The sequence below is a fragment of the Micromonospora sp. NPDC050686 genome (genome assembly GCF_040654475.1).
GTDB lineage: Bacteria > Actinomycetota > Actinomycetes > Mycobacteriales > Micromonosporaceae > Micromonospora.
Map to the genome: position 1 here is coordinate 26,934 of NZ_JBFAID010000029.1, position 16,751 is coordinate 43,684.

At 71.0% G+C, this 16,751-nt stretch carries 13 protein-coding genes and 3 pseudogenes; 7 read left to right on the forward strand and 9 right to left on the reverse strand.

The genetic code is table 11. The annotated features are described in order from the left end of the window. Positions 1 to 8 precede the first annotated feature (8 nt). The 4 genes and pseudogenes from AB0H57_RS19205 to AB0H57_RS19220 all read left to right on the forward strand — a co-directional run bounded on the left by AB0H57_RS19205 (position 9) and on the right by AB0H57_RS19220 (position 4,403). On the forward strand, positions 9 to 1,490 hold the full coding sequence (locus tag AB0H57_RS19205; protein ID WP_357508196.1) for an MFS transporter: 1,482 nt from the start codon (positions 9 to 11) through the stop codon (positions 1,488 to 1,490). Between the two features lie 65 nt (positions 1,491 to 1,555). After that, positions 1,556 to 2,428, forward strand: a pseudogene (locus AB0H57_RS19210) (nucleotide disphospho-sugar-binding domain-containing protein); the annotation flags it as partial. 247 nt (positions 2,429 to 2,675) lie between these two features. Beyond that, positions 2,676 to 3,754 (forward strand): annotated as a pseudogene (rfbH, locus tag AB0H57_RS19215) (lipopolysaccharide biosynthesis protein RfbH); the annotation flags it as partial. A 133-nt stretch (positions 3,755 to 3,887) separates the two neighbouring features. Further along, the gene (locus AB0H57_RS19220; protein ID WP_357508198.1) at positions 3,888 to 4,403 is read left to right on the forward strand and encodes a pyridoxamine 5'-phosphate oxidase family protein; all 516 of its coding nucleotides are present in this window, start codon (positions 3,888 to 3,890) and stop codon (positions 4,401 to 4,403) included. Positions 4,404 to 4,412: 9 nt separating this feature from the next. Here the strand turns inward: AB0H57_RS19220 and AB0H57_RS19225 are convergent, their stop codons facing one another. The 8 genes from AB0H57_RS19225 to AB0H57_RS19260 all read right to left on the reverse strand — a co-directional run bounded on the left by AB0H57_RS19225 (position 4,413) and on the right by AB0H57_RS19260 (position 13,689). Further along, the gene (locus AB0H57_RS19225) at positions 4,413 to 5,141 is read right to left on the reverse strand and encodes a DUF899 domain-containing protein (protein WP_357508268.1); all 729 of its coding nucleotides are present in this window, start codon (positions 5,139 to 5,141) and stop codon (positions 4,413 to 4,415) included. A 125-nt stretch (positions 5,142 to 5,266) separates the two neighbouring features. Further along, positions 5,267 to 6,514, reverse strand: coding sequence for a class I SAM-dependent methyltransferase (locus tag AB0H57_RS19230; RefSeq protein ID WP_357508200.1), 1,248 nt, complete (start codon positions 6,512 to 6,514; stop codon positions 5,267 to 5,269). A gap of 342 nt (positions 6,515 to 6,856) precedes the next feature. Beyond that, a complete protein-coding gene (locus tag AB0H57_RS19235; protein WP_357508202.1) occupies positions 6,857 to 8,149 on the reverse strand; it encodes a nucleotide disphospho-sugar-binding domain-containing protein in 1,293 nt (430 codons plus the stop codon). Positions 8,150 to 8,202: 53 nt separating this feature from the next. Beyond that, positions 8,203 to 9,225 (reverse strand): dTDP-glucose 4,6-dehydratase, encoded by a 1,023-nt coding sequence (gene rfbB, locus AB0H57_RS19240; RefSeq protein WP_357508204.1) that lies wholly within the window; start codon positions 9,223 to 9,225, stop codon positions 8,203 to 8,205. 104 nt (positions 9,226 to 9,329) lie between these two features. After that, the gene (locus AB0H57_RS19245) at positions 9,330 to 10,067 is read right to left on the reverse strand and encodes a class I SAM-dependent methyltransferase (protein WP_357508206.1); all 738 of its coding nucleotides are present in this window, start codon (positions 10,065 to 10,067) and stop codon (positions 9,330 to 9,332) included. A 41-nt stretch (positions 10,068 to 10,108) separates the two neighbouring features. Beyond that, a complete protein-coding gene (locus AB0H57_RS19250; RefSeq protein WP_357508208.1) occupies positions 10,109 to 11,095 on the reverse strand; it encodes an NAD-dependent epimerase/dehydratase family protein in 987 nt (328 codons plus the stop codon). A gap of 2 nt (positions 11,096 to 11,097) precedes the next feature. Beyond that, positions 11,098 to 12,441: a nucleotide sugar dehydrogenase gene (locus AB0H57_RS19255; RefSeq protein ID WP_357508210.1), complete on the reverse strand. Its 1,344-nt coding sequence runs from the start codon at positions 12,439 to 12,441 to the stop codon at positions 11,098 to 11,100. A gap of 66 nt (positions 12,442 to 12,507) precedes the next feature. Then, complete coding sequence (locus AB0H57_RS19260) at positions 12,508 to 13,689, reverse strand: acyl-CoA dehydrogenase family protein (RefSeq protein ID WP_357508212.1); 1,182 nt, start codon at positions 13,687 to 13,689, stop codon at positions 12,508 to 12,510. Between the two features lie 244 nt (positions 13,690 to 13,933). Here AB0H57_RS19260 and AB0H57_RS19265 point away from each other — a divergent pair, with 244 nt between their 5' ends. After that, on the forward strand, positions 13,934 to 14,647 hold the full coding sequence (locus AB0H57_RS19265) for a class I SAM-dependent methyltransferase (RefSeq protein ID WP_357508213.1): 714 nt from the start codon (positions 13,934 to 13,936) through the stop codon (positions 14,645 to 14,647). Between the two features lie 50 nt (positions 14,648 to 14,697). Here AB0H57_RS19265 and AB0H57_RS19270 read toward each other — a convergent pair whose 3' ends face one another. Continuing rightward, positions 14,698 to 15,798 carry a DegT/DnrJ/EryC1/StrS family aminotransferase gene (locus AB0H57_RS19270; RefSeq protein WP_357508215.1) on the reverse strand — a complete coding sequence of 367 codons (1,101 nt, stop codon included), beginning with the start codon at positions 15,796 to 15,798 and terminating at the stop codon, positions 14,698 to 14,700. 186 nt (positions 15,799 to 15,984) lie between these two features. Here AB0H57_RS19270 and AB0H57_RS19275 point away from each other — a divergent pair. Further along, a pseudogene (locus AB0H57_RS19275) lies at positions 15,985 to 16,170 on the forward strand (helix-turn-helix domain-containing protein); the annotation flags it as partial. Positions 16,171 to 16,200: 30 nt separating this feature from the next. Continuing rightward, the gene (locus AB0H57_RS19280; RefSeq protein ID WP_357508270.1) at positions 16,201 to 16,677 is read left to right on the forward strand and encodes a hypothetical protein; all 477 of its coding nucleotides are present in this window, start codon (positions 16,201 to 16,203) and stop codon (positions 16,675 to 16,677) included. Positions 16,678 to 16,751: the final 74 nt, after the last annotated feature.

Below are 16,751 nucleotides of genomic sequence, written 5' to 3' on the forward strand. Positions count from 1 at the left end.
GAGGCACGGTGACATCACTCGACTCGAACCGGCGCTGGCTCGCACTGGCACTGCTGGCCACGACACAGTTCGTACTCATCCTGGACACCGCGATCGTCATCGTCGCCATTCCGTCGATGGAGACGAACCTCGGGTTCACCCTCGACCAGCTGCCCTGGGTGGCGAACGCCTACATCCTCGCCTTCGGTGGTCTGTTGCTGCTCGGTGGCCGAATGGGCGACATCGTGGGCCGCCGCCGGATGTTCATCGGTGGCCTGACGCTGTTCGCGCTGGGGTCGCTGATCGGTGCGCTCGCCACCGCGCCGCTGTGGCTGATCATCGCCCGGGCGGTGCAGGGCATCGGCGCCGCGGCGGTCTCCCCGGCGGCGCTCGCGCTGGTCATGACCCTGTTCACCAAACCGGAGGAGCGGAACAAGGCGCTGGGTGTGTGGGGCTCGGTGGCCGCCGCCGGGGCCGCCGCCGGCTACATCATCGGTGGGGTGCTCACCGAGGTGTTCGGGTGGCAGGCGGTGTTCTGGGTCAACGTCCCGATCGTGCTGGCGGTCGTGCTGCTCGCGCCGCGGCTGCTCCCCGAGGCGAGAGACGGCGGGCACGGGTCCTTCGACCTGGCCGGAGCGGTCACCCTCACCGGCGGCATCACCCTGGCCGTGTACGCGTTGATCAACGCGGAACGCAGCGGCTGGACCTCCGCGCCGACGCTCATCCAGTTCGCCGTGGCGGCGGCGCTGCTCGTCGCCTTCGTGGTGATCGAGACGCGCAGCAGCGAGCCGCTGATCTCGCTCGGCATCTTCCGGATCGCCTCGCTGCGCAACGGCAACGCGCTCACCCTGCTCATGCAGGGGGCCATGGTGCCGATGTTCTTCTTCCTGACCCTCTACCTGCAACACGTACTGGAGTTCTCGCCGGTGCAGGCCGGCTTGGCCCAGATGCCGGCGGCGCTGTGCTTCGCGCTGCTCGGCACCCAGGTCTCGAAGGTGGTCAGCCGGATCGGATACCGCATCCCGGCCGCCGTCGGCGGTCTGGTCTCCGGCGCCGGGATGCTCTGGCTGGCCCAGGCCGACGTGAACGGCGCCTACCTCACCGACGTGATCGCGCCGCTGACCATCGCCGCGGCGGGCGCCACCTTCAGCGTCATCTCCCTGATGATCGCCGCCACCGCCGAGGCGCCGTTGCACAGCGCCGGCCTGGCCTCGGGCCTGGTCAACGTCACCCAGCAGATCGGTGGCGCACTGGGGCTCGCGGTGGTCGGCACGCTCGCGGCGTCGGCCAGCGCGCGGGCGGCCGAGCAGGGCGGCGACGCCGCGACGGCGCTCACCGACGGGGTGGGCCTGGCCCTCACCGTCGGCGCCTGCTTCGCCGTGGCGACCGGAGTGCTCTCCGCGGTGCTGCTGCGCAAGACCCGGGGCGCTGCCGCGGAGGCCGACGGCCCCGCGCCGGCGCCGACGCAGCGCCCCGCCGTCGGGGACACCGAGCCCGCCACCGGCCGGTAGTACCGGTCCGGACGGGTGCCCTCAGCGGTCGGCCGGTCAGGCCGGCCGCTGAGTGGCGCGCAGCGATGGGGCCCGGTAAGCCGTACCCCGCCGAGCGGGCGCGGCTGGACGAGGTGACCCGCCAGCTTGCGTTGGACCCGGCGCAGCGGGACCCGTGGGACATCTTCTACCAGTTCTTGCTGCCCGCCATCTGGGACTTCCATCCGGCCGGGGCGTCACCGGACCAGCCGCGACCGGGCGTGGACGATCTGGTCGCGTTCGCCCGGCACTGGCGGCCCGACCTCGTCCTCTGGGACCCGTGCTGGCCCGGCGCGGCGGTGGCGGCGCGCGCCGCCGGGGCCGCGCAGGCCCGGCTGCTGTGGGGTCAGGACTACTTCACGTGGGGCCTGGACGAGTTCGCCGCCCGGCGGGCCGGTGCCGGGGCGACGCTGGGCGAGCATCCGCTGGTCGAGGCGGTCGGCCCGGTGGCGCAGCGGCACCTGGTGGCGCTGGACGACGAGCTGCTGCGCGGTCAGTGGACCGTCAACCCGACGCCCGCGGGGGTGTGGCTGCCCACCCCGCACACCCGCACCGTCGCGGTGCGCTGGGTGCCGTTCGCGGCGCAGGCCCCTGCGCCGGCCTGGCTGTACGAGGACCCGGGCCGCCCGCGGGTCGCGGTGTCGCTCGGCCTGTCCCAGCGCACCTACATGAGGGGCGGCTGGGGGCACGTACCCAGCCTGCTGGACGCGGTCGCGGACCTGGACGTCGAGGTGGTCGCCACGCTCAACGCCGCCCAGCTCGACGACGTGGGCCGGGTGCCGGACAACGTCCGCATGGTCGACTACCTGCCGCTGAGCCAGCTGCTGCCCACCTGCGTCGCCCTCGTGCACCACGGCGGGATGGGCACCTACGCGACGGCCGCCGCGCTGGGCGTGCCGCAGCTCATCACCGACTCGGACGTGGACCAGGGGCTCGCCGTGGTCGGCGACAACGAGGGCTCGGTGGCGGCCAGGCACATCGAGTCGACGGCGACCGCGCAGCACGTGGTGCAGCGCGGCGCCGGGCTGCGGCTGGACATCGGGCGCCCGTCGGCCGAGGCGATGCGCAAGCAGCTCGTGCGGGTGTTGGACGACCCGGCGTTCGCCGAGGGCGCCGCCGCGCTGCACGAGGACATCCTGGCCACGCCGAGCCAAGCGGCTCGGGCTGCGCAAGGCGCACCTGACGAACTCCGGCTCCTCGGCCAACCTGCTCGCGGTCACCGCGCTGACCTCGCCGCAGCTCGGCGAGCGCCGGCTGCGCCGGGGCGACGAGGTGGTCACGGTGGCCGCGTCGTTCCCCACCACGGTGAACCCGATCCTGCAGAATGGCCTGGTGCCGGTGTTCGTGGGCGTGGAGCTGGGCACGTACAACCCGACCGCCGAACGGGTGGCTGCGGCCATCGGGCCGCGCACCAAGGCGATCATCCTCGCGCACACCGTGGGCAACCCGTTCCCGGTGGCGGAGATCGCGGCGCTGGCCAAGGAGCGGGGACTGTTCCTCATCGAGGACAACTGCGACGCCCTGGCTCGACGTACCAGGGCCGCCCGACCGGCACCTTCGGTGATCTGGCCACGATCAGCTTCTACCCGGCGCACCACATCACCATGGGCGAGGGCGGCTGCGTCCTCACCTCCAACCTGACGCTCGGCCGGATCGTGGAGTCGCTGCGGGACTGGGGCCGGGACTGCTGGTGCCTGCCGGGGGAGAGCAACACCTGCCTCAAGCGTTTCGAGTGGACGATGGGCATGCTGCCGCCGGGCTACGACCACAAGTACGTGTACTCGCATCTCGGGTACAACCTCAAGTCGACCGACATGCACGCGGCGCTGGGCCTGACCCAGCTCGCCAAGCTGGACGACTTCTGCGCGGCCCGGCGGCGCAACTGGCGCCGGCTGCGCGAGGGCCTCGACGGGGTGCCGCACCTGATCCTGCCGGAGGCCACGCCGGACAGCGAGCCGAGCTGGTACGGCTTCATCCTCACCGTCGCGCCGGACGCGCCGTTCACCTCGGCGGAGCTGGTGGAGTTCCTGGAGGACCGGAAGGTCGGCACGCGGCGGCTGTTCGCCGGCAACCTGACCCGGCACCCGGCCTACGCCGACCAGCCGTACCGGGTGGTCGGTGAGCTGACCAACAGCGACATCATCGTCGAGCAGACGTTCCACGTCGGGGTGTACCCGGGACTCACCGAGGAGATGATGGACTACGTGGCCGCCTCCGTCCGCGAGTTCGTCCGGGCCCGGGGCTGACCGGAGCCGTCCGTCCGCGCTCGGCGGTCCGTCCACCGTCGCCAAACGGGCGGCCCGTCGTGTGCCGGGCGTGACTCCGGGCCGTATCGCCCTAAAATCGGGGCGTAACCAGTCGTATGGAGGGAATCAGCAGATGACAGTCGCGAAGCCGGTGGACGCGCGGACGATCAGCGAGGACGATGCCGCGCCCGCCCCGTGGGAGCAGGGCGGCGAGCGGCTGGCCGGCGGCAGCACCTACTGGCTCGCGACGGTTCGCCCGGACGGGCGGCCGCACCTCGTGCCCGTGCTCGCCGTCTGGGTGGACGGCGTGCTGCACTTCAGCGCGGGCAGCCAGACCCGCAAGGCCCGCAACATCGCCGGACGACCGCAGGTGTCGATCTCGACCGAGGGAGACGGCATGGATGTGGTGGTGGAGGGCGCGGCCGTCCTGGTCCGCGACACCGCCCGGCTGCAGGACGTGGCCCAGGCGTACGCCGACAAGTACGGCTGGGAGGTGAAGGTGCACGACGGCGCCTTCCAGTCCGAGGGCGGGGCGCCGACGGCCGGCGATCCGCCGTACGACGTGTACGAGGTGGTCCCGGCGAAGGCGTTCGCCCTCAGCACCTCGGCCGCGCCGACCTCCACCCGCTGGGTCTTCGAGCAGCGCTGACCGGGCCGTTCAGTACTCGTCGTGCCGCCGCCACCAGCCGCCGGCCGGCGAGTTGGCGCGCCCGGCCGGCTCCTCCCAGAACTCCTGCCGGCCGAGGGCGGTCAGGTCGAGGTAGTTGGAGGTGCCGGTGAGCAGGTCGGTGCCGCGGGCGTACGCCGAGTAGGTGTGGAAGACGTCGTCGCCGTCGCGCAGGAAGACGCTCACCCCGGGCGCCTCGCCGGCGACGCCGAAGCCGAGCCGCCGCAACTCCGCCCTGTCCCGGAAGTTGTACTCGACCGGGGTCACCGACTCGTCCAACGAGACGTGGAAGTCGTAGTTGAAGTCGCTGCCGTGCGACGAGTACCACGGCACCGTCCAGCCCATCCGCTCCCGGTAGGCCAGCAGCTTGGGCAGCGGCGCGCGCGACACCAGCACCAGGGAGGTGTCGCGCGCGTGCAGGTGCGCCAGGTGCCCGATGTTGTCGGTCAGCCGGGAGCAGCCCGGGCAGCCGGCGTCCCAGCTCGGATCGAACATGAAGTGGTACGTGACGAGTTGGCGGCGGCCGTCGAACAGGTCGAGCAGGTTCGCCGCGCCGGCCGGCCCCGCGAACACGTACGTCTTGTCGATGCGGACCATCGGCAGCCGGCGCCGTTCGGCGTTCAGCGCGTCCCGGGCCCGGGTGAACTCCTTCTCCTGGGCGAGCAGCCGCTCACGGGCCGCCCGCCATTCGTCCCGCGAGACGACTTCCGGCAGGTCCACCGGGCGCTTCGGCATGACGTACCTCCTGACCAGTCTGTGCTCCGGAACCGGCAACGGCTCAACGAGTTCGGCGACCGTGCGGTGCACGGTCGCCTCGAACTGTCGTGCCTGCGCGTACCGTCAGCTCACCCCACGAAGCTGAGCTGGGGCATGGGGAAGACGAGCCGGCCACCGCCGGCCACGAAGTCGCGTTCCCGCTCGACGAAACCGTCCCGGTGAATCCACGGCAGCACCAGCAGCTGGTCGGGTCGGCGGGCCTTCGCCGCTTCCTGCGAGACGATGGGAATTCCCGTGCCAGGGGCGAAGGTGCCGTGCTTCTCCGGGTTCATCTCCCCGATGCACGGCAGGTCCTCCTCGGTGAGCCCACAGTACTGCAGGATCACGTTTCCCTTGGTCGACGCACCGTAGCCGAGGGTCAGCTTGCCTTCCTTGCGCGACGTGGCGAGGAAGTCCCGCAGTTGGTCCCGGTACCGACCGACCCGGTCGGCGAACTCCTGGTAGGGCGCCATCGTGTCGAGCCCGAGTTCGGATTCGCGAGCCCGGATGCGGGCCAGCCCCGCCTCGTCCACCTGATACGGCGCGGACCGCTTGGCCAGGATCACGTTGAGGCTGCCGCCCCAGACGGGCAGGATCTCGGCCTTGACCACGACCAGGCCGGCCCGCTCGGCCATCCACTCGATCTGCCGCAGGCTGTAGTACTCGAGATGCTCATGGCAGATGATGTCGTAGCCGGTGGTCTCCAGCATCGACGGCAGGTAGCTCTGCTCGATCATCCAGATGCCGTCGTCGGCGAGGATGTCGTGGACGTCCTGCATGAAGGTCGTCGGGCTGTCCAGGTCGTAGAACATCGCGAGCGAGGTGACGACCTTCGCCTTGCGTGTTCCGTACCGATCGGCGAAGGCCTGTCGCGAGAAGAGTTCCGGGATCAGCTGCGCGCGCCGCGGGTAGAACTCGAGGAACTTCTCCCCGCTGGGGTCGATGCCAACCAGCTCGGGGGCCTCCGGGCCGTCGGCCGGGTAGGCGTTGAGCAGGGTGGCGTCGTTGCTGCCGATGTCCACCACGAGGTCGCCGGACCGCGGGTTCGCCATCTTCCGGACCAGGTCGACCTTGCCGCCGAGGTGGTCGACCATGAATTTGGCGATCCCGGAGCGGTATCCGTAGCCGGTGCCGTACATGAGCGCGGGGTCGGTCGTGTGCCGCAGTTGCACCAGGCCGCACCCGGCCGGCTCGGAGCACTTGACCAGTTCGAGGGGAACCGCGGGGATCACCTCTTCACGAGTCCGCGGGAATACCGAGGTGATCGCCTGCGAACCCAGGTCCAGCACCGACGGCAGCTCCTTGTTGCCGCAGATCCGGCACTCTGTGATCTCCATTGCTCCTCCTGTGGGGCTTGGGTAGGGGCCAGAACCTGGCCAGCGCTGCACGAACGGCGTCGATCACCCGGTCCCGCACCGTTCGGCGTTGCGGGTGACGACGCGACAACGGACGTCAGCCAGCGAAGCTCGACCCCCGGATCAGCGGTCCGCCGTCGGAGCGCCACCGTGCTGGCAACACCATGCTTCTGAACTGGCGCGGCCGCTGCATCTCTGGGATTGCCGCAGCTCGTGGGCCGTTGACGCCCACCCGCAAGCCGTGATCGGCGCGCTGCCCATGGCGCGCCACCGACCTCGCCGTCGCGGGCCGCTGCCCTGCCCGCGACGGCGAGGTCGACGACATCAGCGGGTCTGGTGCTGTGCGGTGAGTCGTTCGATCACGGGTACCAGATCGGCGGGGTTGGGCATGGCGAGCAGGTCTTCGTAGATCCGTTTCGCGCCGTGTTGGAAGGACGCCTCGCCGAGGACGAGGGCGAGCTGCTTTCGCATGGTGTCCGGCGAGCTTTCGATGTCGAGGGTCAGGCCGGCGCCGCGTGCCGAGACGTACGCGGCGGTGGAGGTCGCGACCGGGTATTTCATCGGGACCGGTGCGATCAGGTCGGTGACGAGCTGGGGGACCTGGTAGTTCGCCGCGGCGGCGAAGGTGCCGATGCCGCCGTGGTGGATCAGCGCCGAGCAGCTGGGCAGCAGCTGGTTGAGGGGCAGGTAGTCGACCGCCCGGACGTTGGCGGGCAGGTGGTCGAGGTCGGCCAGCTGCACCGAGTTGAGGGTGGCCACGACGTCGATGTCGAGGTCGGCCACGGCCTCCATGATGTGGGGCATGTATTCCCAGCCGCCCTCGATGAACTCGCGCTGGGACAGGCCCAGGGAGATGGCCACCCGGGGGCGCTGGGGCGGCTCGTACAGCCACTGCGGGACGACGGTCTGGGTGGGGGTGAACACGCAACGCACGGGCACCCTGCGGGTCGTGGTGGGCAGGCTGAAGCCGGTCGGCAGCAGGTCGAGCGACCACTGGCCGACGAGCAGTTCGCTGTCCGTCTGCACGCCGTACCGCTCGGCCACCGGCCGGACCGCCTCGGCCAGCGGGTGGTCGTCGAGCTGCAGGGTGCCGTGTTCGGCAAAGCGGTCGAGCGTCCAGCCGAAGTAGTCCTGGCAGTACAGCAGCCGGGCGTGCGCCGCGCCGCAGGCGGCCGCCGCCACCGCGGCGGCGGGCCAGCAGGGATCCCAGATAACCAGGTCGGGTTGCCACTGGCGGGTGAAGGCCACCAGGTCGTCGACCCCGGGTCGCGGATCCTGCGGCGCCGCGCCGGGTGGCAGGAAGTCCCATACTCCGGGCAGAAGGAAGTGGCGGAAGATCTCCCAGGGGTCGCTCTGCGTCGGGTCCAGGGCCAGCGTCTCGGTGACCCGTTCCAGCTTCTCCCACTCGGCCTCCGGGTACTCCTTACCTGGCCCGGTGGCCGGCGCCGCCTCGTCTCCCAGCGCCACCGCGGACAGCCCCTGGGACGTGATGGCCGCGGTCATCGCGTGATGGGACCCGATCCGCACCTCGTGTCCCGCGCTCTGCAGCGCCCAGGCGAGCGGGATCACCGGATACAGATGCGCCGGTCCGGGCCAGACGACGAACAGGACTCGCATGGTAGGGCCTCCCTAAACGGTGTGTGCTTCCGGCGCGGCGCCGTTTCCGGGCGTCACCGCTTTCCCTGCGGCACCGCCAGCCGGGCGGTCGTCGAGCTGGCGGCCCGCGCGCGCAGCGGCTCCCACCAGTCGCGGTTCTCCCGGTACCAGCGGATCGTCTCGGCCAGGCCCTCGTCGAAGGGGATCCGCGGCTCGTAGCCGAGCTCCTTGTGGGCCTTGGTGATGTCCAGCGAGTACCGGCGGTCGTGCCCCGGGCGGTCGGGCACCCGCTCGACCCGGTCCCAGCCGGCGCCGAAGGCCGCCAGCAGCCGCCCGGTGAGCTCGATGTTGCTGAGCTCAGTGCCGCCACCGATGTGGTAGATCCCGCCGGGGCTGCCCGCGGTGATCGCGAGCTGGATGCCCCGACAGTGGTCGGAGACGTGCAGCCAGTCCCGCCGGTTCTCACCGTCGCCGTACAGCGGCAGTGGCGTGCCTTCCATCAGGCTCGTCACGAAGAGCGGAATGATCTTCTCCGGGAACTGGTAGGGCCCGTAGTTGTTCGTGCACCGGGTGACCACCACGTCCAGCCCGTGCGTGCGGTGGAAGCTGAGCGCCATCAGGTCCGAACCGGCCTTGGCCGCGGCGTACGGCATGTTGGGATCCACCGGGCAGTCCTCGTCCCAGGAGCCCTCCGGGATGGAGCCGTACACCTCGTCGGAGGAGACGCACAGGAACCGTCCGACACCGTGCCGGACCGCCGCCTCGAGCAGGGTCACCGTGCCCAGCACGTTGCTGTGCGCGAACTCCCGGGCGCTCTGGATCGAGCGGTCCACGTGCGTCTCCGCGGCGAGGTGCACGATGAGGTCGTGCCCGGCGACGACCTCGTCCACCAGCTCGGGGTCGGCGATGTCGCCGTGCACGAACCGGTACCTCGGGTTGTCGGCGACCGGTGCCAGGTTGGCCAGGTTGCCGGAGTAGGTGAGCTTGTCCAGCACGGTGACCTGCGCGCCCTCGGATCCCGGCAGTTCGTCGCGCAGCGTTGCCCGCGTGAACTCCGACCCGATGAACCCAGCGCCACCGGTGACGAGGATCCTCATGTCCAGCTCCTGCCCGTTCCGATTGGTTCGGCCGCCCGCCCGCTGTAGTGTCGCCGGCTAGGTCGGTCAGCCACATCTCATGACGTGCGTTGTTCCGGCGGTGGTCAGCGCCCGGCCACCACCATCAGCCGGCGATGCTCGGCGGTCAGCGGCGCGCCGTCCTCACCGAAGCCGTCGATCGAGGTGAAGCCGGCGCCGCGCAGCCAGTCGCGCAGCTCCGTGTAGGTGTGCAGCCGGTGCGACGACGGTTCCCGGCGGATCCGGCCGTCGCGGATGGTGGTCCGGGTGGCGATGCTGCGGTTGGTCAGCGGGTCCAGCCGGTGCACGTCGGCCACCAGATCCCCGTGGTGTTCCTCCACCGAGGACGGCTGCCAGTCGCGGACGTATCGGGGGTAGTTGATCGTCTCCAGCAGGAACCGGCCGCCGGGCCGCAGCGCCTCCGCCACCTTGGCCAGCACCTGCTGGTCGTCGGCGTCGTCGAAGAAGCCGAAGGCGTTGCCGAAGTTGACGACCCGGTCGAATCGGCCGCTCCAGGTCATGTTCCGCATGTCCTCGTGGAGATACTCCACCGTCACTCCCCGGGCGGCGGCCACCTCCCGGGCCCGCTCCAGGAACGTGCCGGACAGGTCCAGGCCGGTGACCCGGCAGCCGCGCTCGGCGAGCCGGTTGGCGATGCGCCCGTGACCGCAGCCCAGATCGAGCACCTCCATCCCGGGCGCGAGATCCAGTACCTTCCAGATCCGGTCGGTGTCGGCGTCGCTCACCCCTTCCAGGCGCTCCTCGAAGAAGTAGAGGTAGTCGTCGTCGAACAGGGCGGCCGGGTCGGCAACAGGCTCGGTCATTGAGGGCTCCAGGACGTCGTCACGAATTCTGGTCCGGGCGGTCAGCTCGCGCCGCTGTCCGGCAGCGCGAGCCACCAGGGATTGACCCGAGCCCATTCAATCGTCCGGGCCAGCCCGTCGGCCAGTTCCGTACGGCAGGACCAGCCGAGCATCGTCCGGGCCTTGGTGCTGTCCGGCACGCGCCGGGCCAGGTCCTCGTAGTGCGAGCCGAGCGCCACCTTAGTGTCGACCTCGACGGTCTGCACCCCGTCGCCGCCGGCGAGCTTGGCGACAAGGTCGACGACCTCGCGCACGGTGGTCTCGGCCATGCTGCCGATGTTGAAGACCTCACCGACCGCCGCCGGGTGGGTTCCGGCGAGCACGGTGCCGTCGATGGCGTCGTCGACGAAGGTGGGGCAGCGGGTCTGCCGGCCCTGGTCGTAGACGGTGATGGGGCGGTTGTTGAGCGCCCGGTGCACCGACCGGCTGAGCAGGAAGGCCGGGCGTTGCCGCGGCCCGTAGACGTTGAAGTAGCGGACGACGGCGGCGGCCAGGCCGTGCTGCCGCGCGAAGGCGAACACCAGGTGTTCGATCAGCGCCTTGCTCGACGAGTACGTCCACCGGTCGGTGGAGGTGGGTCCGAGCACCCGGTCGTCGTTCTCGCGCCACGGTACGGCGGGGTTCTTGCCGAACACCTCGCTGGTGCTGGCGTGCACCACCCGGGCGCCCACCCGCAGGGCGGCCTCCAGCACCGTCCTCGTACCCGAGAAGTTGATGTCGATCACGTCCAGCGGCCGCGTCAGGTAGCGATCGACGCCGACCACCGCGGCCAGGTGGTAGATCACGTCCTGCTCGGCGGCGGCGTCGGCGAGGCGGGCGGCGTCGCGGATGTCACCCTCGACGAACCGGGCGTGTTCGCGGGCGGTCGCCTGGTCCGCCGGCGGTGGCACGGTGTCGAAGATGGTGACGCGGTCGCCGCGTTCGACGAGGCGTTCGGCGAGGTGGCTGCCGAGGAACCCGCAGCCGCCCGTGACCAGCACACGGCTCATGCCTACCGCCCGATTCCGCGGTAGACGTAGCCCAGGTCGCGCAGCACCTGGATCTTCTCCTTCGGGTAGTAGGCCCGGCCGTCGAGCACCAGGCAGTCGGCGGCCACCGGCAGCGCCGCGAAGTCGAGGTCCTCGAACTCCCGGTGCAGGGCGAACACGGCCAGACAGTCGGCGCCGCGCACCGCCTCCTCCAGCGACGGCGACAGCGGCAGGCCGAACATCTCCTCCGCCTCGCCGGGGTCGACGAGCGGATCGAAGATGCGGACCTGGGCGCCCGCCTTGGTGAACGCCGCGATCGCGCCCTGGGTCGGGGTGGCCCGAAGGTCCCCGGTGTTGTTCTTGAACGCCAGCCCGAGCACGGTGATCGTGGCCGAGGCGGGATCCTTGCCGAGCTCGGCCAGGGCCGACAGGGCGAGTTGGGCGGTGTAATCGGGCATCCCGGCGTTGATCTCGCGGCCGGTCGGCACCGTCTGGATCTCCAGCCCGCGCTGCCGAGCCGACCGCCACACCATCCACGGGTCCTTGGTCAGGCACGAGCCACCGACGCCCACGCTGGGCAACAGGATGTTGACCATGCTGGAGCCCTTGGGGACGGTGTTGGCCGCGTCGATCACCTCGAGCACGTCCACGTCGTGCACCGCGCAGAACTTGGCGAGTTCGTTGGCGAGCGCGATGTTGAGGTCGATCCACCAGTTGTCCGCGAGCTTGACGATCTCCGCGGCCTCCAACGACCCGATGGGGATGGCCCGCACCCCCAGCGTGCGGTGCCAGAACTCGGCGGTGGCGGCGGCGCTGTCCGGGTCGAGGCCGCCCACCACGATGGGAAAGGTGTTGAGCTCCCGCAGCGCGACGCCCTCGGAGAGGCGCTCCGGTGAGAAGGCCAACCCGAAGTCCACCGAGCCGGTCATCCCGGCTCGCTCCAGGATCGGCCGGACGATCGTGCGGGTGGTGCCCGGCGGCACGGTGCTCTTGAAGACGATGAGCTGGCCCGGGCGGATGTGCCCGCTCAGCTCCGTGCAGGCGGCGCGGAGCTGACCGTCGGCCAGCGAGCCGTCCTCGAGCACGGGCGTCCCGACCGTCACGAGCACGACGTCCGCCGCACGGATCGCGGCGTAGTTGGTGGTGATCCGCAGCCGTCCAGCGGCGAGACCGCGGGCGAGCAACTCGGCGAGGCCGTTCTCACGGTACCGGCAGTGCCCGGCGGTGAGCTCGGCGACCAGGCCGGCGTTGGTGTCGACGCCCACGACGTCGACACCCCGGTCGGCCAGCGTGGCGGCCAGGCACGAACCGACGTACCCGAAGCCGACGACCGCCACGGTCAGGTCGTCGTCTGGAAGAAAACGCATTCTGTCGCTCCACTGCAGAGTCGGAGGACGGCGGCTGCCGGGAAGTGGGCGTCGCTCACGCGCCGATCACAGGTAGTGGGTGTTGGGCTCCAGGCCGCACAGGACGCGGCCGTACAGCTCGTAGTTCGTGTTCGGGTGCATCACGCCGTGCAGGTTGAGGGCCTGCACGTCGCGCAGGATGCGCTGGATCGGGACGTGGCTGTAGATCGACGACCCGCCGCTGGCGGTGTTGAGGACCTCCACCGCCTCCTTGGCGCGCTGGCAGGCCGCGCCCATGTCCAACCGGACCCGGGCCCGCTCCTCCGTGGTCCACTCCTCGCCGTTGAGGCTCTTGACGTCCACCAGCGTCGCCGCGCGCTGGGCGTGGAACTCGGCCTCGTCCGACTTCACGGTGGCCTCGGCGACCTGCAGGTGGGTCAGCGGCGCCTCGCGCTGCTCGGCGTAGGCGGTGTAGGAGATCTTCCGGCCGGGCAGCCGCTCGTGGAACGCCTCGATGGCCGCCTTCGCCAGGCCCTGGGCGGTGCCGCTGACCGTCGAGCACGCGGTGGGCAGCAACGGCGCCCGGAAGATCGGGGAGTCGGCGTTGCGCTCGGAGGAGTACTGCTCGCGCAGCACCGGGCCCATCGACAGCACCCGCTCCCGGGGTACGAACACGTCCTTGGCGACCGTGCTGACGCTGCCTGAGCCGCGTAGGCCCGAGGTGTACCAGTCGTCGACGATCTCCAGTTCCTTGATCGGGATGGCCGTCATGATCGGCTCGGGCTGGCCGTCGGGCTTGAGCAGGATCACCGCGTTGGTGTTCCAGTGGCTCTGCTGGGCTCCGGAGTTGAAGGCCCACTTGCCGTTGACGACGATGCCGCCGTCGACCGGCACCGCGGTGGCGGTCGGGCTCAGGATGCCGCACACCCGAACGTCCGGGCCGGAGAAGATCTCGTCCTGCGTGGCGTCCGGGAACATGCCGGCGATCCAGGTGCTGATGTTCCACACGGCCACGGTCCACGCGGCGGAACCGTCGCCGCGCGCGAGTTCCGCGACCACCTGGGAGACCGTGCGCACGTCGGATTCGTAGCCGCCGTAGCGGACGGGAACGCGCATCTTGAACACACCCGCGTCCGCGAGCGCCTCCAGGACGTCGTCCGCCAACCGGCGGTTCTCCTCCATCCAGTTCGCCCGCTTCCGCAGCAGCGGAACCAGCTCTGCGGCGCGGCGGACGAGATCCCCTGTCGTCGGTGTCTGGCTGGTTGTCACGGTCGACTCCCTCAAGGATTCCTGGAATGTGGAGAGACCGCCGAAGGCGGCAATTGACACGTCAGCTCATCCGAGCCTGGCATGGCCGGCGTGGCCGCACATCTCCATGATTGCGGCGCGACCTTCTCCCAGAATGCGCTGTACACGGAATGCCGCCCGCACCCGAATACCACGGGTCCCGTCATCGATATCCTGCAATCGCCATTACCTTCGAGCAACTGTGACGCCGAGCGGGAGTCGCGACATGTACGACAGTGAAGTGGCCGAGATCTGGGACACCATCTACCGGGGCCGAGGCCGGGACTACGCCGCCGAGGCGCAGGGCGTGGCCCGGCTGATCCACGAGCGTCACCCCGACGCCGGCTCGCTGCTGGACGTCGCCTGCGGCACCGGGGAACATCTGCGCCACTTCGACGACCTCTTCGATCACGTCGAGGGCCTGGAACTGTCCGGCGACATGATCGCGGCGGGGCGCGGCAGGTCACCGTGGCTCACGATGCACCAGGCCGACATGCGCTCCTTCGACCTCGACCGCCGCTTCGACGCGATCACCTGCCTGTTCAGCTCCATCGGCCACGCCCGCACCCCCGCCGAGCTGGACGCCACCCTGGCCTGTTTCGCCGCTCACCTGCACCCCGGCGGGGTGGTGATCGTCGAGCCGTGGTGGTTCCCGGAGACCTTCGCCGACGGCTACGTCACCGGCGACGTGATCCACACCGACGGGCGGGTGATCGGACGGGTGTCCCACTCCAGCCGCGAGGGCGCCGCGTCCCGCGTCTCGGCGCACTTCACCGTCGCCGACGCCGAGGCCGGGCTGCGCCACTTCACCGAGGAGCTGATCATCTCGCTCTTCACCCGAGAGCAGTACGAGGCCGCCTTCCGTCGCGCGGGCGGCACCGTGGAGTACCTCGACGGCGGACCGTCGGGCCGAGGGCTGTTCGTCGGCGTCTGGCGATAGTCACCGGACCGCTGGCGGCAGTCGGGGCGCCGACCGCCGTCCGCCGGGTGTCAGCAGGCCCGGCGGACGGCGGAGATCACGGCGCCGGCCTGCTCGCCGGAGAGGTGCGGACCGATCGGCAGGCTCAGCACCTCGGCGGCCAGGCGTTCGGCGAGCGGGAAGGCCCCCGGCGGCCAGCCCAGCTCGGCGTACGCCGCGCAGCGGTGCACCGCCGTCGGGTAATGGATGATCGTTTCGACGCCGGCCGCGGCGAGCCGGCCGCGCAGCTCATCCCGCCGGCCGGTGCGCACGACGAACAGGTGCCAGGCGTGCTCCGCCCACGAGGCGACGGCCGGCAGCAGCAGGTCGCCGGCCCCGCCCAGCTCGTCCAGATAGCGCTGCGCGACCGTGGCCCGACGGGCGTTCCAGTCGTCCAGGCGGCGCAGCTTGACCCGCAGGATCGCCGCCTGCAGCTCGTCGGTCCGGGAGTTCGTGCCGATCACCTCGTGCCGGTACTTCTCCCGGGCGCCGTAGCCGCGCACCAGCCGGAGCCGGTCGGCCAGCGCCGCGTCGTCGGTGACCACCGCGCCGCTGTCACCGGCGGCCCCCAGGTTCTTGGCCGGATAGAAGCTGAAGGCGACCGCCGACGAACCGGCGCCGATCCGGTCACCCCGATGGCGGGCCCCTGCCGCCTGCGCGGCGTCCTCGACCACCGCCAGGCCGTGCCGGGCCGCGACGGCGCGCAGCGAACTCAGGTCGGCCGGCTGGCCGTACAGGTGCACCGGGATGATCGCCCGGGTTCGCGAGGTGACGGCCGCCTCGGCGCACCCGGGGTCGATGGTGAACGTCTTCTCGTCGGGCTCGACCGGGACCGGCCGGGCGCCGACCGCCGTCACGGCGAACCACGTCGCGACGAACGTGTGGGCCGGCACGAGCACCTCGTCACCCGGTCCGATGTCGAGGGCGCGCAGCGTCAACTCCAGCGCGTCGCATCCGTTGCCGACCGTGACGCAGTGGGCCGCCCCGCAGTAGGCCGCGAACTCGGCCTCGAAGGCTGCCACCTCGGGCCCGAGCACGTGCCAGCCCGACTGCATCACCCGCGCGTAGGCCGCGTCGATCTCGGTGCGCAGCTCGACGTACGGCGCCCGCAGGTCGAGAAAGGGAACCTTCATCCGCGACACCTGACGTCGCCCTTTCGTCGGCGTTTCTGCCATTGTCGCGGCGATGTCGCCGCCGGACGTCTCCGACGTTGCGCACCACCAGGATCAGGCCGGCCGGCCCACGCACGGCGCCCGCTCCTCCGGCGTCGGCATCCGCGCGTCTTGCGCCCCGGTTGAACGAGTGTTTAATCTGGTGTCATGACGTCGGCAGGCGTGGCTTCGGTCGGTCGCGGGGGCGAGTTCGCCACCGTGGGCCGGATCCGGGACGCCGCCATCACCCGATTCGCCCGCGACGGCTTTCGGGTCGGGTTGCGGACCATCGCCGCCGACGCCGGGGTGACCGCCGGTCTGATCGTGCACCACTTCGGCTCGAAGGACGGGCTGCGGCGCGCCTGCGACGAGCACGTGCTTGCGGTGGTCCGCGGGGAGAAGGCGAAGGCGCTGACCGACGGCACCGGCACGACGCTGCTGGCACAGCTGGCCCAGGTCGAGCGGTACGCGCCGATGGTGCAGTACCTGTTGCGCAGCATGCAGGCCGGCGGCGAGCTGGCGGCCACGTTGGTCGAGCACATGATCAGCGACGCCGAGGCGTATCTGGCGGCCGGTGAGGCGGCCGGGGTGCTCCGGCCCAGCCGTGACCGGGCCGCCCGCACGCGCTACCTGGCCTACCAGGCCACCGGCAGCATGGTGCTGTGGTTCACCCTGCACGGGGCCGACGCCACGCCGGAGGAGTTTGCGGCCCTGTTCCGCCGCTACATCGACGACCTCGCGCTGCCGGCTCTGGAACTGTTCACCGAGGGGCTGCTCGTCGACCGGTCGATGCTCGACGAGTACCTGATGTACGTCCCGGACCCGCCACCGGGTGACGACGCGGCCGACGCCGCACGCTAGTCACCACGCCCCCGCGTGGCCCCTTCCTCTTCCGCGAGCCTTCGCGATTCGACGACATCGGACCCCAGCCCCGG